The sequence below is a fragment of the Pseudomonas sp. S3(2024) genome (assembly GCF_036861315.1).
Classification (GTDB): domain Bacteria; phylum Pseudomonadota; class Gammaproteobacteria; order Pseudomonadales; family Pseudomonadaceae; genus Aquipseudomonas; species Aquipseudomonas putida_A.
In genome coordinates this window covers 43,930-63,817 of sequence record NZ_JAZAQQ010000010.1, presented here as the reverse complement: position 1 = coordinate 63,817, position 19,888 = coordinate 43,930, and the positions used below count along the sequence as shown (strand labels likewise).

The 19,888-nt window shown below is 61.9% G+C and carries 14 protein-coding genes; 7 read left to right on the top strand and 7 right to left on the bottom strand.

Features of this window, described 5'->3' with window-relative positions; genetic code table 11:
* Nucleotides 1-75: 75 nt before the first annotated feature.
* From VLA07_RS22620 to pvdM, 4 genes are all read right to left on the bottom strand, one after another.
* Nucleotides 76-1,725: a cyclic peptide export ABC transporter gene (locus tag VLA07_RS22620; RefSeq protein ID WP_333991446.1), complete on the bottom strand. Its 1,650-nt coding sequence runs from the start codon at nt 1,723-1,725 to the stop codon at nt 76-78.
* 147 nt (nt 1,726-1,872) lie between these two features.
* Nucleotides 1,873-2,781 (bottom strand): dihydropyoverdine dehydrogenase, encoded by a 909-nt coding sequence (pvdO, locus tag VLA07_RS22615; protein WP_333991444.1) that lies wholly within the window; start codon nt 2,779-2,781, stop codon nt 1,873-1,875.
* Between the two features lie 38 nt (nt 2,782-2,819).
* Nucleotides 2,820-4,100, bottom strand: coding sequence for a pyoverdine-tailoring periplasmic protein PvdN (pvdN, locus tag VLA07_RS22610; RefSeq protein ID WP_333991442.1), 1,281 nt, complete (start codon nt 4,098-4,100; stop codon nt 2,820-2,822).
* Nucleotides 4,097-5,467: a pyoverdine-tailoring dipeptidase-like protein PvdM gene (gene pvdM, locus VLA07_RS22605; protein ID WP_333991440.1), complete on the bottom strand. Its 1,371-nt coding sequence runs from the start codon at nt 5,465-5,467 to the stop codon at nt 4,097-4,099. Before pvdM ends, pvdN begins: the two co-directional genes overlap by 4 nt.
* A 319-nt stretch (nt 5,468-5,786) precedes the next feature.
* Between pvdM and pvdP the strand changes: the two genes are divergently transcribed.
* On the top strand, nt 5,787-7,406 hold the full coding sequence (gene pvdP, locus VLA07_RS22600; RefSeq protein ID WP_333991438.1) for a pyoverdine maturation tyrosinase PvdP: 1,620 nt from the start codon (nt 5,787-5,789) through the stop codon (nt 7,404-7,406).
* 163 nt (nt 7,407-7,569) lie between these two features.
* Here the strand turns inward: pvdP and VLA07_RS22595 are convergent, their stop codons facing one another.
* The 3 genes from VLA07_RS22595 to VLA07_RS22585 are packed head-to-tail and all read right to left on the bottom strand — an operon-like array spanning nt 7,570 to nt 12,115.
* Nucleotides 7,570-8,961 carry an efflux transporter outer membrane subunit gene (locus VLA07_RS22595; protein WP_333991436.1) on the bottom strand — a complete coding sequence of 464 codons (1,392 nt, stop codon included), beginning with the start codon at nt 8,959-8,961 and terminating at the stop codon, nt 7,570-7,572.
* A gap of 7 nt (nt 8,962-8,968) precedes the next feature.
* Complete coding sequence (locus VLA07_RS22590; RefSeq protein WP_333991435.1) at nt 8,969-10,942, bottom strand: MacB family efflux pump subunit; 1,974 nt, start codon at nt 10,940-10,942, stop codon at nt 8,969-8,971.
* Nucleotides 10,943-12,115: an efflux RND transporter periplasmic adaptor subunit gene (locus tag VLA07_RS22585; protein WP_333991434.1), complete on the bottom strand. Its 1,173-nt coding sequence runs from the start codon at nt 12,113-12,115 to the stop codon at nt 10,943-10,945.
* A 320-nt stretch (nt 12,116-12,435) separates the two neighbouring features.
* Here VLA07_RS22585 and VLA07_RS22580 point away from each other — a divergent pair, with 320 nt between their 5' ends.
* The 6 genes from VLA07_RS22580 to VLA07_RS22555 all read left to right on the top strand — a co-directional run bounded on the left by VLA07_RS22580 (nt 12,436) and on the right by VLA07_RS22555 (nt 19,884).
* Nucleotides 12,436-12,918, top strand: a complete 483-nt coding sequence (locus VLA07_RS22580) for a sigma-70 family RNA polymerase sigma factor (RefSeq protein ID WP_027614027.1) — start codon at nt 12,436-12,438, stop codon at nt 12,916-12,918.
* Nucleotides 12,919-13,052: 134 nt separating this feature from the next.
* Nucleotides 13,053-14,390, top strand: coding sequence for a lysine N(6)-hydroxylase/L-ornithine N(5)-oxygenase family protein (locus VLA07_RS22575; protein ID WP_333991433.1), 1,338 nt, complete (start codon nt 13,053-13,055; stop codon nt 14,388-14,390).
* Nucleotides 14,391-14,980: 590 nt separating this feature from the next.
* The gene (mgtA, locus tag VLA07_RS22570) at nt 14,981-17,680 is read left to right on the top strand and encodes a magnesium-translocating P-type ATPase (protein WP_333991432.1); all 2,700 of its coding nucleotides are present in this window, start codon (nt 14,981-14,983) and stop codon (nt 17,678-17,680) included.
* 142 nt (nt 17,681-17,822) lie between these two features.
* The gene (locus VLA07_RS22565) at nt 17,823-18,539 is read left to right on the top strand and encodes an MgtC/SapB family protein (protein WP_007968289.1); all 717 of its coding nucleotides are present in this window, start codon (nt 17,823-17,825) and stop codon (nt 18,537-18,539) included.
* 136 nt (nt 18,540-18,675) lie between these two features.
* Nucleotides 18,676-19,110 (top strand): chemotaxis protein CheY, encoded by a 435-nt coding sequence (locus VLA07_RS22560; RefSeq protein WP_330207828.1) that lies wholly within the window; start codon nt 18,676-18,678, stop codon nt 19,108-19,110.
* 141 nt (nt 19,111-19,251) lie between these two features.
* Nucleotides 19,252-19,884 carry a response regulator transcription factor gene (locus VLA07_RS22555; RefSeq protein WP_333991430.1) on the top strand — a complete coding sequence of 211 codons (633 nt, stop codon included), beginning with the start codon at nt 19,252-19,254 and terminating at the stop codon, nt 19,882-19,884.
* Nucleotides 19,885-19,888 lie beyond the last annotated feature (4 nt).

The following is a 19,888-nucleotide window of genomic DNA, read 5'->3' as shown; positions in this document are numbered from 1 at the left end:
ATTAACTGTTAGTAAGACGTTGAGCCTTCCGAAAACCGGAAAGCTCAACGCAATTTTTTTACAAATTTTTCACAGTCAGGCGGGTTGCAGCTCAGTGACCACTTTGCCGGCGCTCATGCGCACCAGTTGGTCTGCTACATCGAAGTAACGATCGTCGTGGGAAATGACGATGATGGTCTTGCCCAGACGCTTCAGGTCCGGCAGCAGCTCGGTGTAGAAAATCCGCCGGAAGGTCGGGTCCTGATCGGCGGCCCACTCGTCGAACACCAGCACCGGACGCTCTTCCAGCCAGGCGTTGATCAGGGCCAGACGCTTGCGCTGGCCGGTGGACAGGTCGGTGGTGGTGAACGAGCCGTCACGCACACTGACCTTGTGCGCAATTTCCAGGCGCTCCAGGTATTGGTTGGCGTCTTCCGGGATATGGGTGTCGCCCTGAACCACGTCGTCGAACAGGTAATAGTCGGCGAAGATCGTGGTGAACAACTGGCGGTAATCGTCGCGGTTGGCGGCATCGACGAGCTGCTGATTGAGGCGGATTTCGCCTTGCTGTGGCGCGTACAGGCCCAGCAGCAACTTGATCAGCGTGGTCTTGCCGCAGCCGTTTTCGCCGACGATGAAAATGATGTCGCCCTGTTCGATTTTCAGGTTCACCGGCCCCAACCGGAACGGCTTGGCGCCTTCTACCGTCGGGAAACTGTACGAGACATCGTTCAGCTCCAGGCTGTGCACCGGGGTCTTTTGATGGCCCTGGTCGCTGAGCAGCAGGTGCGGCTCGGGCGAGGAGAATTGCTCGGACAGATCGGCGATCCGGCGGAACGCGATTTGCGCGCGACTGACGATCGGCAAGGTGCCAATGATGTGTTCCAGCGGCCCTTTCATGTACAGCAGCACCAGCACGAAGCCGCTCATCACCGCTTTGTCGGCGCTCGGCCACAGCGATTGCAGGCCCAGCGCCAAGCCGATCACCACGAAGAACAGCATCGAACCCAAGGTCTTGGCGACCACGAAAATGTTCACCGAACGCACCTGCGTTGCGCAGATCTTGTCGGCCGTGCCTTCGATGCCCGAGACGAACATGCGATGCCGGCGCGGGCGGTGGATGCGCAGTTCCTTGGCGCCCTCGGCGACAGCGTGGTAGTGCTTCTGCAACTCGTCTTCGTAGTCGCGGGCCTTGAGGAATCCCTGCATGCCGCGCCCCCGTGCGATGTACTGAATGACCGTGCCGATCAGGATCGCCACCGCCATCATCAGGAACATCGGCCACGACAACATCGCCAGGTAGCCCATGCAACCGAGGGTCACGGTCAGGGAAATCGCCAGCGGCGCAAAGGCGAAAGCGAAGTCGCTGATGGTGTCGACGTCGTGGGTCAGCACCGGAATCAGCCGATGGCTGCGATAGCGCTCGATCTGCGCAATCGGCGCCGAGAGGACTTTCTCGCCCAGCTCTTTGCGCAATTTGGCGATGATGTGCTGGCCGACGAAATTGGTGCCGATGTCGGAAAAGATCGAGCTGGTCAGCGCCAGCAGGCACAGGCCGGCGAACACCGCGACCATCGTGCTGGTCAGTGCGCCCTCGGCGTGCAGCACGTTGTTGATGGTCGCCAGCAGCGCGGTGACGCTCAGGCCACCGACCATGCCGAGCAGGATCGACACACTGACGATCAGTCGAAAGGGTTTGAGCAGGGCGAACAATTCATTGATCACCCCGCGTGTTGGTTTGCTCATGGAGGTTCCCTGCTTGAAGGAGCGGCGAACACCGGCACTGCTCGGGCGGTTCGCCTGGATGACGTAGAGGGCGGTGGGCGCGCCATGGAGGATCGCGCCCACCTGTAGAACGACTGGCAGGACGGCTAATTTAGCCGGGCGATGGCGTTACAGATCGCGGGCGACCCGGAAGCCGATCCAGTCGCCACGGGTGTCGGTGTAGGTGGCGTTGCGGTTGCCTGAACGCGAGAACACCGGGGCCTCGCCCCAGTCGTTGCCACGGATGCGCCGCACGTCGCACTTGCCGCTTAACCAGGCACTGCCATCGCTTGGCGCGCCGACGTAGTTCTCGTTGTAGCAATCGGCGGTCCACTCATAAATATTGCCGTGCATGTCGTAGACGCCGAAGGCATTGGCCGGGAAGCTGCCGGCCGGCGCGGTGAAGTTGTAGCCATCGGCGGCGCCATAGGTGTTGGCGTGTTTGGCGATGCTGTATTCCTTGCCTTCGTCAAACGGGAAAGGGAACGGCCCGGTGCTGCCGGCGCGGGCGGCGTATTCACGCAGCGATTCGCTGACCAGCCGGTATTGCTGGCCGGTCTTCTTCGACAGCCAGGCCACGTAAGCTTCGACCTCCGGGAAATCCATGCACACCGCCGGGTGCTTGTCGGTGTACTGCTTGCGCGGGTCGCTGCCCTGATAATCCGGGATCCCGGCCTTGCACGCGCGACCGGGGCGCGTGTCGCCGTCGGGCATCTTGTAGCCGCTGTCCTTGAGGTAGGCGTCCCACTCGCCGCGCAGAATCTGGAAACGGCTGATCGCCAGCGGTTTGGCAAACGTCACCGGGTGCAGCGGCCCTTCATCCGGCTCGCGGCCGACCTCATCCTCCGGGGTGCCCATGGTGAACGTGCCGGTGGGCAGCACGACCATTTCCGGGCAGTCCTTGCAGTCCTTGAACACCTTGCCCGGCGCAGGCGGGGTTGCGGCCTGCACGGCACCCGGCAGCAGGCCGGCGGCGAGGGCGGTGAGCATCAGCGCCGGCAGCGCCTTCAAGGAAAATCGACGCAGTTCACTGTTCATTGCGAGTCTCGCTAAAAGAAAAAAGGGATCGCCCGGATTCACAGGGCCTGGTCGAGCACGGCCAGCAAGCGGTCGATTTGCTCTTCGTCGTTGAGCAGCCCCGGTGCGGTACGGATCACCGGGCCGACGTCACGGTGCACGGCATCGGCCACCACGCGGTTGGCCATCAGGTGCGCGGCGATCTTGTCGCTGTCCTTGCCCTTGACCCGGAAGAAGGTGAAACCGGCGGACAGTTCGGGGCTCAGTGGCGTCACCAGTTCGATCTGCGGACGCTGCTGCAGGCGTTGTTTCAGGTAGCTGTTGAGCGCGTGAATGCGCGCCTCGACCTCGGCCTTGCCCAGCTCAAGATGCAATTTGAACGCTTCGTCCAGCGCCCAGCGGTGCTCGAACGAGTGGTATCCGCCGGGCGTCATGGTGGTGGAAAACGCCGTGGCTTCGGAGAACGTCGGAATGATCGGGGTGATGTACCTGACCTCGGCGAAGCGGCTGCAGACGATGCCGGTGCCACGTGGGCCGAACATCCACTTGTGGGTGCCGGCGATGAAGAAGTCGCAGTTCATCTGCGCGAAGTTCAGGTTGTCCACGCCGAAGCCATGTACCCCATCGACCACGTAAACGATGCGGTCGGCGTCGCTGCGACCGCGGTTGTGCTGGTCGACGATGGCGCCGATTTCACCGATGGGCAGTTTCATGCCGCTGCCCGAATGCACCCAGCACATGCCCAGCACCCGGGTTTCGGGGCGGATGGCGCCGTCGATGGCAGCAAGGATTTCGGCTTTGGTCGCGCTGTACGAATCCTTGAACAGACGAATTTTGCGCACCCGGGTGCCGTCGCGTTCGCTACGCAGGGCGAGGATAGTGTGGGTCGCGTAGTGCTCGTGCTCGGTGGTGAGGATTTCCTGATCGGGGCGCACGTGCACGCCGCCGTAAATCATCGCCAGACCTTCGGTGGTGCTGCCGGTCAGGGCGATCTGTTTGGCGTCGGTTTGCAGATAGCGACCGGCCCAGACGCGGACGTTCTCTTCGCGCTGTTCGATCACGCCGAGGTCCCAATCCATGGCCAGTCCGGGATTTTTGTCGAGGGCGGCGCGGTGCCGCTCAATCGCCTCGCGCACCGGTTTCGGGTGCGAGGTGATCAGGAAGTTGGAGAAGTGCAGATACGCCGGATCCTGATCGAACAGCTGCTGCAACCGCGTCCACTTGTTGCCGGTCACGGGCGCGGCGCTCGCGGCACCGGCGACATTCGGCAGGCTCGCGCCCAGTGGCAGCGCCGCCGCGAGAATCCCCGCCTGCTTCAAGAACTCACGACGATTGCTCATGGCTTGGCAGTTCCCGGCGCAGCGGCCAGTGCCGGTTTCGCGGCTTTCTCGACCTGATCCCAGACCCGCAGGAAGTTGCCGCCCCAGAGCTTGGCGATGTCCGCTTCGGAGTAGCCACGCGAGATCAGCTCGGCGGTGACGTTGCGGATTTCGCCGACGTTCTCGAAGCCTTTGACGCCACCACCTTCGTTGAAGTCGGAGCTGATGCCGACATGGTCGATGCCGATCTTGCGCACCGCGTAATCGATGGCGTCACCCAGATCCTTGAGGCTGGCTTTCGGTTCTTCTTCGAGGATGCCGTAGAGGCGACTGGCGTACTGGCCGAACTTCTGCTCGGACCACGCCGCAATGATCGGGTCGCCGGGCATCAGCGCCATCGCCAGGCTCGGCAGCGGCGGCAGGTCGAAGTCCTTGCGCATCTCGTTGAGCTTGTCCTGGGTGTGCTGGGTGAGCGGACGCAGGTACTGCGAGAACGCGACGATCTGCACCACGCCGCCGCTGTTTTTGATCAGCTGCATTTCCTTGTCGCTGAGGTTGCGCGGAATGTCGACCATCGCACGCGGTGCCGAATGCGAGGCCACCAACGGTGTGCGGCTGAGCTGCGCAACTTGTTCGAGGGCCTTGGTCGACATTTGCGAGACGTCGATGATCACACCCAGATCGTTGAGGCGCTTGACCGCTTGTTTGCCCAGATCCGAGAGACCGTCGAGGGCGTCCGGCGAATCATTGAGAAATGGCAGCGGCCGCGACGAATCCGCCCAGTCGTTGTTGCCGATGTAGCTGAAACCGAACATGCGCATGCCGCGCGCGGTCCACAGGTCCAGCAGGTTGAGGTCGTGGCCCAGCGGGTAGGCGTTGAGCATGCTGATGAAAATCGCGAATTTGCCTTCGCCGTGCAAGCGCCGGAAGTCATCGGGGGTGTAGGCGATGGCCACCTGATTGGGGTAGTCGCGAACCATCCCGGAGATGATCTTGAAGCGGATTTCCTGCTGGTTGCGCGCCTCGTCGACGAAGCCGGGTGTCGGCTTGTGCGGGGCGTTGGGGCCGTTCCACATTTCCGGCCAGCCGAAGATGGTCAGGGCGGCGCCGGACAGGCGCCCGCGGTTGGCCTTGGCGAGGTCGAACTGGCCGTCGCCGTCCTTGTCGGCTTCGTGGCCGTCGGTGCCGAAATTTTGCGTCAGGCTGACATGGCTGTCGAAAGAGAGCATGCGTTCGTGCAGCTCATCGGCCTGCTTCATGACTTTGGCCGGGTAGCCGAGGTCGTCCTTGAACCAGTGATGCCACACGGCAAAGCCTGCGCCGGCGCTGATCGCCAGGGCCAACGGCAGGCCGATGAATAGAGCCTTTTTCGAACGTGGTTTTGTCATTGCCATCTCAGTCAGGTTCGCCATCGAGGTGCAGGCGCGGGGGCCTTCGCTATCTGGGAAGAACGAGTGGTTGGCGGCAAAATTTAAGCCTGGTGCTGTGGCGAGGGGATTTATCCCCGATCGAGTGCGAAGCGCTCGCAAAGCCTGCCAGCGCTGTCTTTCTGGTGTAGCCGTCAGCGTCGGGTGGGAGTTGCTTCGCAACTCATCGGGGATGAATCCCCTCGCCACGGTTCATCATCGCCGGGCGCGTTAAATTTGCCGGGGCAACAAACGTTCTAGCTTGGATAAAGCCTGCTTCATGGCTGACACAGGTAGGGCAATGAAGATTTCTCGACGATGGTTCATGGCGGGCCTGGCGCTGACCGGCGCTGCCGTGCCTGCGGCGTATTTCGGGCATCGTGAATGGACGAAGCCGGACCCGACGATCACCCCGGGCGAAGCGTCTTTCGATGTCGCGGACATGGCCGGGCAGCGCCTGGCGAATGCGTTGCGCGGGGTGTGGGATATCCGTTTCGAAGGTGCCGATGCCGGCCTCGAAGGCTTGCCGCTCAAGGGCCTGCAAGTGTTTCTCGACATCGGCCAGAAGGGTCGCGGCGTGTGCGGTTTTCTCGACACGCCCGAGCGCCTGCGTTCCGCTGAAATACCGCGTTATCGAATTCTGGGCGACCTCGCGGAAGCCGATGCGGCGAAGCTGAGCTGGCGCCTGATCGGCGCTGACGGTCAGATCAGCTATGAGCTGGAGATGATCCTCGATGAGGTCTGGGCCGACTTCGGCAATGCCGGCAGTGGCACCCTCAGCGGCAAGGCTTTGCGCCTGGATCGAGCGCTGGCCTTGCCGGCACAGGACAACCGCTTCGTCGCCGTCAAACGGCTGTTTCCCGAAGCGCGCGAGCGCACGCCGCTCAACCCGACGTTGCTGGCGTGGTTGATCTCTCCCGAGCACCGCCTGTTTCACCAGTTGTGGCATGCGACCCGGGACAAGTGGCACAAACTGCCCGAGGACAAACGCGAAGCCTTGCGCGGCATTGGCTGGCAGCCCGGCCCGCGCGACAAGGAGCGCGATGCCCGTGGCCCGCGCAAGGATCGCAATGGCTCGGGCGTGGACTTTTTCTTCATGCACCGGCACATGCTCGGGACGGCGCGCTCGATGCAGGAATTGCCATCCTGGGCGTTTTTCCCGCTGCCGCAGCCGGAGCTGATCCGCGACCGCGTCGGCTTCGCCCGCTATTTCGACAACCACGACGGCACGGCCTTGCCGCCGACCTGGACAGCGGCGGGTGATGACGAATTCAGCCAGTGGGTCAGCGACATCAAGACTGCCGAGACTTACGAAAGCAACTTTCAGGTCTGGGAGTCGCAGTACCGCGATCCGGCGTATCTGGCCCGGCTTACCCTCGGCCAGTTCGGCTCCGAAGTCGAGTTGGGCCTGCATGACTGGCTGCACATGCGCTGGGCCTCCGTGCCACGCGATCCGTCCAACGGTCAGCCGGTGCCATTTGCCCGCGATCCGGCGGACTTCGCGGCCCGCTGGTACAACGCCGAGAACGATTTCCTCGGCGATCCGTTTTCGTCCCACGTCAACCCGACGTTCTGGCATTTCCATGGCTGGATCGATGATCGCATCGAGGACTGGTTCCGCGCCCATGAGCGTTTCCATCCGGGTGAAGTCACGCGGCTGCAGGTCAATGGCGTGCCATGGTTTGCCCCGGGGCGCTGGGTGGAAGTCGACGACCCGTGGCTCGGGCCGATCACCCATGGCTGCAGCACCACGCCGGGATTGCAGATGGGCAAGTCGGTGGAGATGGATCCGGAAACCATGAAGCTGGCGCTGCGCATCACCTTCATCACCGACGAGGAAAAACTCGCCGGCCTGTTCCGCCGCGTGCCGCAACGGCCATGGTATGCGCGCAATCTGAAGCCTAAAACCAGCCCGACTTGAGGGCTGCGTTATCGTTCTTCGCGAGCAAGCCCGCTCCCACAGGGTTATGTGTCAGACAATAATGTCCGGGCTGACCCCTGCATGAGAACGCATTCTTACTGATGGAACGCGTTCAAATGTGGGAGCGGGCTTGCTCGCGAAAGCAATCTGTCAAACGCTGCAATTACCGGGCCTGCCAACCCCCACCCAACGCCTTGTACAACGCAATGCTCGCCTGCACTCGTGACAGCCGTAGTTGTGCATGTTGATCCTGGGCCGCGTACAGCGTGCGCTGGGTTTCCAACACGGTCAGCAAGTCTTCAGCGCCAGCCTGGTAACGGCTCTGCGCGATGTCGAATGCGGTCTGCGCCTGATTCAGTTCTTCGTTCTGCCACAACCGCTGCTCATCCAGGCGGCGAATGCTATTGAGCGCTTTTTCCACATCGGCAAACCCGTTGATGATCGCCCCACGGTAAGTTTCCAGCAGCTCTTGCTGGCGCGCCGCGGCCTTGTCGCGTTCAGCGCCGAGGCGACCGTTATTGAAAATCGGTGCGACCAGTCCGGCGGTCAGGTTGTAGAAAGGGTTGCGAATCAAATCCTCGAACTGATTGGCGCCCGAGCCGAGTTGGGCGGTCAGGGTCAGTGCCGGCAACATGGCCGCGCGAGCGACTTTGACGTCTGCCTCGGCGGCGGCCAGCTGTGCTTCGGCGCGTGCGATGTCCGGACGATGCGTGAGCAACTCGCTGGGCACGCCGGCGGCGATGTCTGGCCACTGCAGGTGATCGAAGGACTCTGTTGCCGACAGTTGCTGCACCGGTCGGCCGAGCAGGGCGGCGAGGCTGATCAACGCGTCCTGGGCTTGCTGTTGCACGCGCGGCAATTGCCATTGCTGGGCGGCGACCAGGCTCTTCTGTTGCGCCAGTTCCAGCGCGGTGGCTGAGCCTGAATCAAACCGCGTCTGCACCAGTTTCAGCACGCTTTGCGCGTTGGCCAGATTGAGTTCGGCGATGCGGCTCTGCTCGCGTAGCGACAAGGTTTGCGCATACGTGCTGGCAACGCCGCTGAGCAATGTCAGCTCGACCGTCGCCCGGTCGAATTCGCTGGCCTGCAGAGCGAACTGCGCACTGTCGCGCGATGCGCGTTTGCCGCCCCAGAAATCGATTTCGTAGGTGGCGCTCAGGTTGGTATCGAAATAGTCCACCGCCTTGTTGCTGCTGTTGGCATCGAGTTGGCTGTAGCCATTGCCGCGCAGCAGTTTCTGCCGATTGGCATTCAGACCGGCCTTGACCTCCGGCAACTGTGAGCCGCCAGCGATGACGGTGCCCGCCTGCGCCTGACGCACTCGAGCGACGGCGGCCGCGAGGTCGAAACTGCCGACGCGAGCCTGTTCGATCAGGCGATCCAGTTCCGGGCTGCCAAATTGCGTCCACCACTGCGGGTTGTTGCGGGCAACGCTGGCGCCATGGGGCGACTGCCAGGCAGTTGGCGTTTGCACGCCACTGTACGGGCGTTGAACGGGACTGCCGCAGGCACTGAGGATCAGGCACACGGTCAACAGGCTGAGGCGCGGTTTCATAGATCGATCATTCACTGGTAAGGGCCGTGACCGGGTCGAGCCGGGCAGCTTTGCGGGCAGGCATGAAGCCGAAGACAACACCGGTGACCAGGGCGCAGCCGAACGCGCCGAGTACCGCCATCAAGGAGAAGGCCACGGCCACTTCGCTGAGGATCAGCACGCCACCGACGGTCAGCGCCAGGGCGATCCCGGCAATGCCGCCGACCACCGAGAGCATCACCGCTTCGGTGAGGAACTGCCGGAGGATGTCGCGCTGACGCGCGCCGGTGGCCATGCGAATGCCGATTTCGCGAGTCCGCTCGCGCACGGTCATGAGCATGATGTTCATCACGCCGATACCGCCAACCAGCAGCGAGATCGCGGCAATCGAGCCGAGCATCAGCGACAGGGTGTTCTGGGTGCGGGCTTCGGCCTGGATCATCGCGGCGTTGTTGGTCAGTTCGAAATCCTTCTTGCCGTTGTGCAGGCGCAGCATCAGTTGCTCGATGGCCTGCTCGGTGTCCTTGACCTTGCGCGCGTCGGCGGCGGCAATGGCCACGTATTCCGGATTGCGTGTGCCGAACAGCCGGACGCTGGCCGCTGAATAGGGGATGGCGATGCGATTGTCGCTGTCGGAGTCGCCGGAGCTGGCGCCTTTTTCCGCAAGCACGCCGACCACCTGGAACGGCACATTCTCGATCAGGATGAATTGGCCGATCGGGTTTGGCACATCCTTGAGCAGTTTGCTGCGGACTTTGTGGCCGATCACCGCGACGGCTGCAGCATTCTGCTCATCCGCCTCGGTGAAGTAACTGCCTTGCACCACCGGCCAGTTGAAGATCGCCGGGAAGTTGGTGTCGTTGCCGCCGACGTAACTCAGGTGGTCGGCGTTGCCGTACCGCACGCCGGCCTCGGCGCCGTTGACCGGCATGATCCGCTGCACTTGCGGCAGGCTGGCCAGCGCGTGCACATCGTCGAGGGTGATGATCCCCGGCGGCGTGCGCGGGTTGGGCGCCGAGCCGCTGAGGTAAATAATGTTCGAACCGAACGCGCCCATCTGCGCCATCACCTGGCGTTTGCTGCCTTCACCGACCGCCAGCATCACCACCACCGACGCCACGCCGATGATGATCCCGAGCAGGGTCAGTGCGGTGCGAAAGCGGTTGATCCACATCACGCGCCACGCGGCGTGCAGGGCATCGACCAGTTCGCCTTTCCAGGCGCCGGTGGCTTCGGCGCCGTCGGCCAGACGCTGGCGCAGATCCACCGCTTGCAGGGCGCCGGGGTTGGCGCTGGTCTGGGCGTGGGGATTGTCGCGGGCGCTGTCGCTGATGATCAGGCCGTCGCGTATTTCGATGATGCGTTTGGCCCGGGCCGCAACTTCGCGGTCGTGGGTGATGAGGATCACCACGTGGCCCTGGCTCGCCAGCTCATCGAGCAGCGTCATCACTTCTTTGCCGCTGTGACTGTCGAGGGCGCCGGTGGGTTCGTCGGCGAGGATGATGTGGCCGCCATTCATCAACGCCCGGGCAATCGACACCCGTTGCTGTTGGCCACCGGACAACTGATGCGGGCGGTTGCCGGTGCGCGAGGCCAGGCCGAGTCGGTCGAGCAGGGCAGCGGCGCGGGCGTGACGCTCGGCGGCCGGGGTGCCGGCATAGATCGCCGGCATCTCGACGTTTTCCTGGGCCGAGCCGGACGGAATCAGGTGATAGCCCTGGAACACAAAGCCAAAGGCTTCGCGGCGCAGCCAGGCCAGCTCGTCGCTGTCGAGGCCGGCGACGTTTTCCCCGGCAAAGCGATACTCGCCGGAGGTCGGCCGGTCGAGGCAGCCGAGGATATTCATCAGGGTCGATTTGCCGGAGCCGGAAGCGCCGACAATCGCCACGAATTCACCAGCGTGAATCGACAGGTCGATGCCGCGCAACACGTGAACTTCAGGCGCGTCACCGCCGCCGTAGGATTTGCGAATGTCCTGCAGATCGATCAGAGGCGTTTGCATTCAGCCTCCGCTGCCGTCGACCGGGCCGATCAACAGGTGATCGCCTTCGTTGAGGCCGTCGACAATCTGCACCTTGAGCCGGTCGCTGATGCCGGTGCGTACCTCGCGTTGCTGGATGTCGCCGTTGGCCGCCACCACCTGCGCGGTTTGCAGGTTGGCCGTGGTGCTGCCCTGCAACGCGGCGACCGGCGCGGTGAGCACGCCTTTGGCCTGATTGGCGACGAAAAACACCTGAGTGGTCATCTCGGCCATCAAGGCGTTGTCGGCGTTATCGACGTCGAGCAAAACCGTGTACAGCACAACGCGGGCGCTGCCGCTTTTGCTGCTGCTGGCCGGGCTGCCGCCGCCCTGGCTGGTCTGGTCCAGCGGCTTGGGCGGCACCGGCAGAATCTGCCGCACGGTGCTGCTCCAGCGCCGCTGGCCGCCGCTGAGGGTGGTGAAGTAGGCGGTCATTCCCGGTTTGACGTGACCGATGTCAGCCTCGGAAACCTCGGCCCACACGGTCATCGGTGACAGTTTGGCGATGCGCAGGATCAGCGGCGTCTGCTGTTGCGCATTGAGGGTCTGGCCTTCGCGGGCGTCGAGGGCAACCACGGTGCCGGCCATCGGCGCGTAGATCCGCGTGTAGCCGAGTTCGGCCTGATCGCTGCGCAGGCTCGCTTCGGCCTGGCGGATCTGTGCCTGGAACATGTCGACGCGGGCCTGAGTGGCTTTCAGTTCGGCGCGGGCGGTTTGCACGTCTTCTTCACGGGTGGCGCCGCCGGCCACGAGATGCTGCTGCCGCTGATACTTCTGCCGCGCCAGCTCATGCTGGGCGCGCTGCTCCTGCAATTGCGCCTTGAGGTTTTCGATGGAGAAGCGTCCGGCGTCGAGTTTGGCCTTCTGCGTGGACGGATCGATTTCCACCAGCAGTTGACCTTCCTTGACCACGTCACCGACTTCGACGTGGATTTTCTGGATCTGCCCGGAGGCCTGCGCGCCGACATCGACATAACGGCGCGGTTGCAGGGTGCCCAGTGCGGTGACGCTGCTCTCGATGTCGCCACGGCTGACTTGCACGGTGGCGAAGCGCTCGCGGCCCGGCGGCATGATTTGCCACGCGGCGTAGGCAACAACAGGAATCAGACAAAGGACTGCGAGCAGGGCGCGTCGAGCGGGGCGGGGACGTTTCATGCAGGGTTCCGGCCAGTGGAATTCGGCCCGTCGTCCGGCTGCACGCCACAGCGCGCAGCCGCAGAACGCTGTCGCAGGGCGCGACAGACACGGGGAGCTGTCCTGTAAACGATGAATGCGCGGGGGAATTTAAGCGAAGACACAGGATGTTACAGGTATGGAACGGCACTATTTAGCGGGCAACGACAAACGCCACTTTAAATCTATATGAGAATTACTATAAATTACGCACCTCAGTTGCCACTATCTTGCTACCCGTGTTCGCGGGCCGTCGATCAGTGTGCTCAAGGATCGAATCCGCATCGAAGCGGCCGGGAGTCATGTTGGAAAACTACTATCGCGAGCTGGTGTGTTTCCTGAACGCCAAGCTCGGCAACCGTCAGGTCGCCGAAGATGTGGTGCATGACGCTTATGTGCGGGTTCTGGAGCGTTCCAGCGACACGCCCATCGAGCAGCCGCGGGCCTTTCTCTATCGCACCGCGTTGAATCTGGTGATCGACGATCATCGGCGCAACGCCTTGCGTCAGGTCGAGCCGCTGGAAGTGCTCGACAGCGAAGAGCGCTATTTCACCCCGTCGCCCCATGGCACTCTCGATCACGGCCAGCGTCTGGAGATGCTCCAGCGCGCCCTGGCGGAATTGTCGCCGCTGTGCCGCGACAGTTTTCTGCTGCGCAAGATCGAAGGCCTGTCGCACCCGCAGATTGCCGAACAGCTGGGAATTTCCAAGGCACTGGTGGAAAAACACATCGTCAATGCGATGAAGCATTGCCGTCTGCGCATCAAGCAATGGGATGCCCATTGAGCCGCCATCGCTAAATTTTATTTCACTGTCCTCGTTCCTACTCAACAGACGACCTGCTGTCCTGCTCAAGGCCAGTCGGGTCACTTAGGCTCTCCTTTCCCCTTGTTGAGGGGTTCATCCAGAGGACACTGGAAATGACTCAGGCAATTGCATCGCCCATCGTTCACGACCTGATCGGCGTCGGTTTCGGACCTTCGAACCTGGCGCTGGCCATCGCTCTGCAAGAGCGCGGCCCGACCCACGGCGAGCTGGATGTGCTGTTCCTCGACAAGCAGGCCGACTACAGCTGGCACGGCAACACTCTTTCGACCCAAAGCGAATTGCAGATTTCCTTCCTCAAGGATCTGGTGACCCTGCGCAACCCGACCAGCCCGTACTCGTTCGTCAATTACCTGAAGGCCCACGGCCGTCTGGTGGACTTCATCAACCTCGGCACCTTCTACCCGTGCCGCATGGAGTACAACGACTACCTGCGCTGGGTCGCCGGGCAGTTCACCGAGCAGAGCCGCTATGGCGAAGAAGTGCTGACCATCGAACCGGTGCTGCACAACCATCAGGTTGAAGCGCTGCGCGTGATCTCCCGCGACAGCGAAGGCCAGCAGTTGGTGCGCACTGCGCGTTCGGTGGTGGTCAGTGCCGGTGGCACGCCGCGGATTCCCGAAGCGTTCAAGGCGCTGAAGGGTGACAGCCGCGTGTTCCACCACTCGCAGTATCTGTCGCAGATGGCCAAACAGCCGTGTGTGAACAACCAGCCGATGAGCATCGCGATCATCGGCGGCGGGCAGAGCGCGGCGGAAGCCTTTATCGATCTGAACGATTCGTTCCCGTCGGTGCAGGTCGACATGATCCTGCGCGGCTCGGCGCTCAAGCCTGCGGACGACAGCCCGTTCGTCAACGAAGTGTTCTCGCCGGAGTTCACCGATCTGGTGTTCCAGCAAAACAGCGCCGAGCGTGAGCGGCTGGTCAACGAGTACCACAACACCAACTACTCAGTGGTCGACATCGACCTGATCGAGCGCATCTACGGCATCTTCTATCGGCAGAAAGTCTCGGGCATCGCCCGTCATGCGTTCCGTACCCTGACCACAGTGGAAAGTGCCACCGCCACCGAGCGCGGCATCGAACTGGCGGTGCGCAACAACGCCACCGGCGAAGTCACCGTGCGTATCTACGACGCCGTGGTCCTGGCCACCGGTTACGAGCGGCAGATGCACCGCAAACTGTTGGCACCGCTGGAAGAATACCTCGGTGATTTCGAGGTCGATCGCAACTACAAACTGATCACCGACGAACGCTGCAAGGCCGGTCTGTACATGCAGGGCTTCTGCCAGGCCAGCCATGGACTGAGTGATACGTTGCTGTCGGTGTTGCCGGTGCGTGCCGACGAGATTGCCGGCTCGCTGTATGAGCATGGCAAGAACCGTGGGCACAGCCGTTCGATGGCGGATCTGCTGTTGGCGACTGCCAGCTGATTTTGTAGCGCCTCACATACCGCTTTCGCGAGCAAGCCCGCTCCCACACTGGTTCTCTGCTGACCACAAAATCTGTGTTCAATGAAGATCCCCTGTGGGAGCGGGCTTGCTCGCGAAGGGGCCTCAAGGACCACCGCAAAAAACCATTCCTGAACCCTTCCTGAACATCCCCGATATTCCCCGACACACCTCCTTACTCGGGTTTACTCTCAAATCATCGAGGCGTAAGCTTCGCGCGTTTTCATCAATAGCGGAGACCCACAGTGGGTACTTGTTCGAGTGACAGTTGTCGGCCGGTCTCGGTAACCGGCAGATTCTCGGCAAGATAACGCGCAGCCTTTCTCTGCCGTTGTCTCGCCGTAAAGCGAGCAGCGGCATCCCGATCATGGTCAGTTGAGACCATGTCCCGACGTCCTTCTCATCGACACTGAAAGTGTGTGGTTTCGACCGTGTGGTCGCGATCGCAAACCTATCGACACGCCTGTCCTTTGTGATCGGCGCGCCAAGCCTTGCCGTGCCGGATTTTCCGGCGTACGAGGCGCGGTCGTACCTGCTCGACGGTTTCCCGGCTGACCATAGGGGCAACAGCCATGAAACTTACGCTCAAGGAATTTTTCGCAGGCTTCCTGCGTACACGCCACATCGCCCGGCACTTCCGCCGTCTGGCGCTGCTGGAATCGATCACCGACACCACGGTCAGCCGTGAAGTGCCGCCAACCCTGGCCAACACCCTGGTCGATGCGGCCCATCGCGACAGCGGTGAACTGCTGTCGTCGCTGGGCACTCACACCGACGGCCTGACCGATTTTGAAGTCGACGCCCTGCGTGCGCAGTACGGCCTCAACGAAGTCGAGCACGAGCAGCCGCTGCCATGGTGGACCCATCTGTGGCACTGCTACAAAAACCCGTTCAACCTGCTGCTGACCCTGTTGGCGGTGATCTCGTGGCTGACCGAAGACCTGAAAGCCGCCACGGTGATTTTCTCCATGGTGGTGCTGTCGACGCTGCTGCGCTTCTGGCAGGAAAGCAAATCCAACCAGGCCGCCGACGCGCTCAAGGCGATGGTCAGCAACACCGCCACGGTGATGCGCCGCGACGAGCCGCGCATCGAACTGCCGATCAAGCAGCTGGTGCCGGGCGACCTGATCGTGCTGTCCGCCGGCGACATGATTCCTGCCGACTGCCGAGTGCTCAGCGCCAAGGACCTGTTCGTCAGCCAGGCGGCGATGACCGGTGAATCGATGCCGGTGGAAAAATTCGCCCGTCAGGCCGACCGCGACACGCGCAATCCGCTGGAGCTGGAGAACATTCTGTTCATGGGCACCAACGTGGTGTCCGGTACGGCGGTGGCGGTGATTCTCACCACCGGCAACAGCACCTATTTCGGCGCGCTGGCGCAGCGGGTCGGCGCGACTGACCGCGCGGTAACCTCGTTCCAGCTGGGCGTGAACAAAGTCAGCTGGCTGCTGATCCGCTTCATGTTCGTCATGGCGCCGCTGGTGCTGTTCATCAACGGTTTCACCAAGGGCGACTGGACCGAAGCGCTGCTGTTTGCGCTGTCGATTGCCGTGGGCCTGACCCCGGAAATGCTGCCGATGATCGTCACCTCGACCCTGGCCAAAGGTGCGGTGTTCCTGTCGCGCAAAAAGGTCATCGTCAAGCGTCTGGACGCGATCCAGAACTTCGGCGCCATGGACGTGCTGTGCACCGACAAGACCGGCACCCTGACCCAGGACAAGATCTTCCTCGCGCGCAATGTCGACGTCTGGGGTGAAGACTCCGATGACGTGCTGGAAAAGGCCTACCTCAACAGCTACTACCAGACCGGGCTGAAAAACCTGCTCGACGTGGCGGTGCTGGAACATGTGGAAATTCACCGTGAACTGAAAGTCGGCACGGCATTTCGCAAGGTCGATGAGATTCCGTTCGACTTCAATCGCCGGCGCATGTCGGTGGTGGTCGAAGGGCGTGGCCAGCCACATCAACTGATCTGCAAAGGTGCGGTGGAAGAAGTGCTGGCGGTGTGCACCCGTGTGCAGCACGGTGACGTCGAGGAAGCCTTGAGCGATGAATTGCTGACCCGGATTCGTCAGGTCACCGCAGCATTCAACGCTGAAGGCTTGCGCGTGGTGGCAGTGGCTGCCCGCTCGATGCCGGAAGGTCGCGACACTTACAGCCTGGCGGATGAGCAGGAGCTGACGCTGATCGGTTACGTGGCATTCCTCGATCCACCGAAGGAAAGCACCGCGCCGGCGCTCAAGGCTCTGGCCGAGCACGGCGTGGCGGTCAAAGTGCTGACCGGTGACAACGAACTGGTGACCGCGAAGATCTGCCGCGAAGTCGGTCTGGCGCAACAGGGCTTGCTGCTGGGCAACGATGTCGAGCGCATGAGCGACGCCGAACTGGCGGTGGCGGTGGAGAAAACCAACGTCTTCGCCAAGCTCACGCCGTCGCACAAGGAACGCATCGTGCGCATCCTCAAGGGTAACGGTCATGTGGTCGGTTTCATGGGCGACGGCATCAACGATGCGCCGGCGCTGCGTACCGCCGACATCGGAATCTCGGTGGACAGTGCGGTGGACATTGCCAAGGAAGCCGCCGACATCATCCTCCTGGAAAAGAGCCTGATGGTGCTGGAGGAGGGCGTACTCGAGGGGCGTCGCACCTTCGCCAACATGCTCAAGTACATCAAGATGACCGCCAGCTCGAACTTCGGCAACGTGTTCTCGGTGCTGGTCGCCAGTGCGTTCATTCCGTTCCTGCCGATGCTGCCGATGCACCTGCTGGTACAGAACCTGCTCTACGACATTTCGCAGATCGCCATTCCGTTCGACAACGTCGACAAGGAGATGCTGAAGAAGCCGCAACGCTGGCAGCCGGCTGATGTCGGGCGCTTCATGCTGTTCTTCGGCCCGATCAGTTCGATCTTTGACATCCTGACGTTCGCCTTGATGTGGTACGTGTTCGATGCCAACACCCCGGATCACCAGACGCTGTTCCAGTCCGGCTGGTTCGTGGTGGGGCTGCTGACCCAGACGCTGATCGTGCACATGATCCGCACGCCGAAGATTCCGTTCCTGCAAAGCCGTGCAGCCATGCCGCTGCTGGTGATGACCGGGATCATCATGGCGGTCGGGATCTTCCTGCCGATGGGGCCGCTGGCCAACTACTTCAAATTGCAGGCACTACCGTCGATGTACTTCGTGTTCCTGCCGATGATCCTGCTGGCGTACATGGCGCTGACCCAGGCGGTGAAAGGCTTCTACATCCGCCGGTTCGGCTGGCAATAACAACAGGACAACGCTGTTCCCTCTGTAGGAGTGAGCCTGCTCGCGATGGCAATCTGTCAGTCAAAATTTCAACGACTGACACACCGCTATCGCGAGCAGGCTCACTCCTACAGGGGATTCGGATGTTTTCAAGGACAAGACTATGCAAGCCATCAACAACCTCAACCTGACTTCTTTGCTCGACACGCTGGTCAGCCTCAGCGCAGCGTTCATCCTCGGTGGCCTGATCGGGTTCGAGCGCCAGTACCGGCAACGCACCGCCGGTCTGCGTACCAACGTGCTGGTGGCGGTCGGTGCGGCGATTTTCGTCGACATGGCCAACCGTCTCGGCGGTGCTGAAGGCGCGGTGCGGGTGGTCGCCTACGTGGTTTCCGGCATCGGCTTTCTCGGTGCCGGCGTAATCATGCGCGAAGAGGGCAACGTCCGAGGCCTCAACACCGCCGCAACCCTGTGGACATCAGCCGCCGTCGGCGCCTGCGCCGGTGCCGACCTGCTGGCCGAAGCGGTGCTCGGCACGCTGTTCATTCTGGCCGCCAACACCTTGCTGCGGCCGATCGTCAACAACATCAACCGCCAGCCACTGGACGTGGTCTCGGCCGAAGTCACCAACATTGTCTATGTCATCGCCCGGCGCTCACAGCAGAAAGCCGTGTTCGCTCTGCTCGAAGCCGAGTTGGAACGCAGCAACTACCCGGCCAGCGACGTCGATGTGCACGCCTTCGGTGCCGACGAAATCGAGATAGAAGCCACGCTGGCGACGACTTCGGTCGACGGCGATGAACTCGATGCGCTGGTGGCGCGGATTTCGACTTCAGCGCTGGTGGTGCAGGCGTTCTGGAGTCCGAGTACCACTGAATAAGGCAACAACGTCGGGCAGCCATTCGGCATGGCTCATGAGTGCGGATGAATGACCGGTTTTTTAGGAAAAGTCCTACAGAACTGCTCCTGAGGCTTGCGTAGTCTTGGCGCACCCGTCCACCTCCACGAGATCGAGCATGATCAATAAAGCCCTGCGTATCCTGATTGCCGATTCGCAGCATTTTCACCGGATGAAAATCGAGCGCCTGTTCAATGGTCTCGAATACTTCCGGGTTGCTCCGGTACAGAGTCTGCTTGAGCTGCTGACCCTGGTGGACTACGGCTGTGAACCGTTCGACGTCGTGGTCATCAACGCCGAGCTGGCGGCCGGATCGCTGGACCTGCCGGGTTTTTTCCTCAACAACCCGCAGGTGCGCCACACCCTGATCTATAACGAGCCCTCGGCACCTGCGCTGACGCCCGCAGGCTTCGCTCAGGAAAACCTGCAGATCAGCCCCGTCGCCTTGCCCAATGCGGCCGCGATCAAGCACCTGATGGCGCGGGTCGACGTTGACCCGGTGTGTGCAGCTCATGCCTGGAACCCGGCGCCAGCCTTGCAACGCCGGGCTTGAGCACGAATTACGTTTTTGCGCAACTGTCAGATCTGACAGGTAGATACGACTGGCTTCCCGTGTAACAGTTCTTGCGCAGCCACCCCGGCGGAACAGCCGCTACCGGTGGCGCCATCGTTTGTTTTTGCCCTGGGAGCGGTCATGAAGTCAGCGCTGATCGTCGACGATCATCCGGTGGTAAGGGCTGCCGTGAAACTCGTACTCGAAGCCGAAAGGTTCAAGGTGATTCACGAAGCATCGAACGCCAGCGAAGCCCTGGAGCTCAGCCGCGAGCACAAGCCGAAACTGGTGGTACTCGATCTCAAGTTGCCGGGAGTCGGCGGACTGGAGGTGCTGGAGCGGCTCAAAGCCACCGACCCCGACTGCAGGGTGCTGATCTTCACTTCTCAGGATCCGCTGCACTATCAGGATCGCTGTCTGCGTAGCGGCGCCATGGGTTACGTGGCTAAAACCAACCAGTTGCTGCAATTGCACAAGGCTGTCCAGGCGCTCATGTCGGGCTACTCCTATTTTGTTGCACTGCTTGATAGCGGCCCTGTGTCGACCCCGTCCCACCGCAGCGAAAAACAGCTGATCGACGAGCTCTCCAACCGAGAACTGAACATTCTCGTGCAGTTGGCTCTGGGCAAGCCCAACAAGAAAATCGCCGCTGAAATGTTCCTCAGCCACAAGACCGTCAGCACCTACAAAACCCGCTTGATAAAAAAGTTGGGTCTGCACTCAAAGTCAGCGGTGTACTTGCGCGAATTCGCCAAGCGCAACCATTTGATCTGAGTAG

What these genes read in the sequence shown, in the direction of transcription:
- VLA07_RS22620 (WP_333991446.1), bottom strand. Translation starts at nt 1,725, where the DNA reads ATGAGCAAACCAACACGCGGGGTGATCAATGAATTGTTCGCCCTGCTC.
- pvdO (WP_333991444.1), bottom strand. Translation starts at nt 2,781, where the DNA reads ATGAACAGTGAACTGCGTCGATTTTCCTTGAAGGCGCTGCCGGCGCTG.
- pvdN (WP_333991442.1), bottom strand. Translation starts at nt 4,100, where the DNA reads ATGAGCAATCGTCGTGAGTTCTTGAAGCAGGCGGGGATTCTCGCGGCG.
- pvdM (WP_333991440.1), bottom strand. Translation starts at nt 5,467, where the DNA reads ATGACAAAACCACGTTCGAAAAAGGCTCTATTCATCGGCCTGCCGTTG.
- pvdP (WP_333991438.1), top strand. Translation starts at nt 5,787, where the DNA reads ATGAAGATTTCTCGACGATGGTTCATGGCGGGCCTGGCGCTGACCGGC.
- VLA07_RS22595 (WP_333991436.1), bottom strand. Translation starts at nt 8,961, where the DNA reads ATGAAACCGCGCCTCAGCCTGTTGACCGTGTGCCTGATCCTCAGTGCC.
- VLA07_RS22590 (WP_333991435.1), bottom strand. Translation starts at nt 10,942, where the DNA reads ATGCAAACGCCTCTGATCGATCTGCAGGACATTCGCAAATCCTACGGC.
- VLA07_RS22585 (WP_333991434.1), bottom strand. Translation starts at nt 12,115, where the DNA reads ATGAAACGTCCCCGCCCCGCTCGACGCGCCCTGCTCGCAGTCCTTTGT.
- VLA07_RS22580 (WP_027614027.1), top strand. Translation starts at nt 12,436, where the DNA reads ATGTTGGAAAACTACTATCGCGAGCTGGTGTGTTTCCTGAACGCCAAG.
- VLA07_RS22575 (WP_333991433.1), top strand. Translation starts at nt 13,053, where the DNA reads ATGACTCAGGCAATTGCATCGCCCATCGTTCACGACCTGATCGGCGTC.
- mgtA (WP_333991432.1), top strand. Translation starts at nt 14,981, where the DNA reads ATGAAACTTACGCTCAAGGAATTTTTCGCAGGCTTCCTGCGTACACGC.
- VLA07_RS22565 (WP_007968289.1), top strand. Translation starts at nt 17,823, where the DNA reads ATGCAAGCCATCAACAACCTCAACCTGACTTCTTTGCTCGACACGCTG.
- VLA07_RS22560 (WP_330207828.1), top strand. Translation starts at nt 18,676, where the DNA reads ATGATCAATAAAGCCCTGCGTATCCTGATTGCCGATTCGCAGCATTTT.
- VLA07_RS22555 (WP_333991430.1), top strand. Translation starts at nt 19,252, where the DNA reads ATGAAGTCAGCGCTGATCGTCGACGATCATCCGGTGGTAAGGGCTGCC.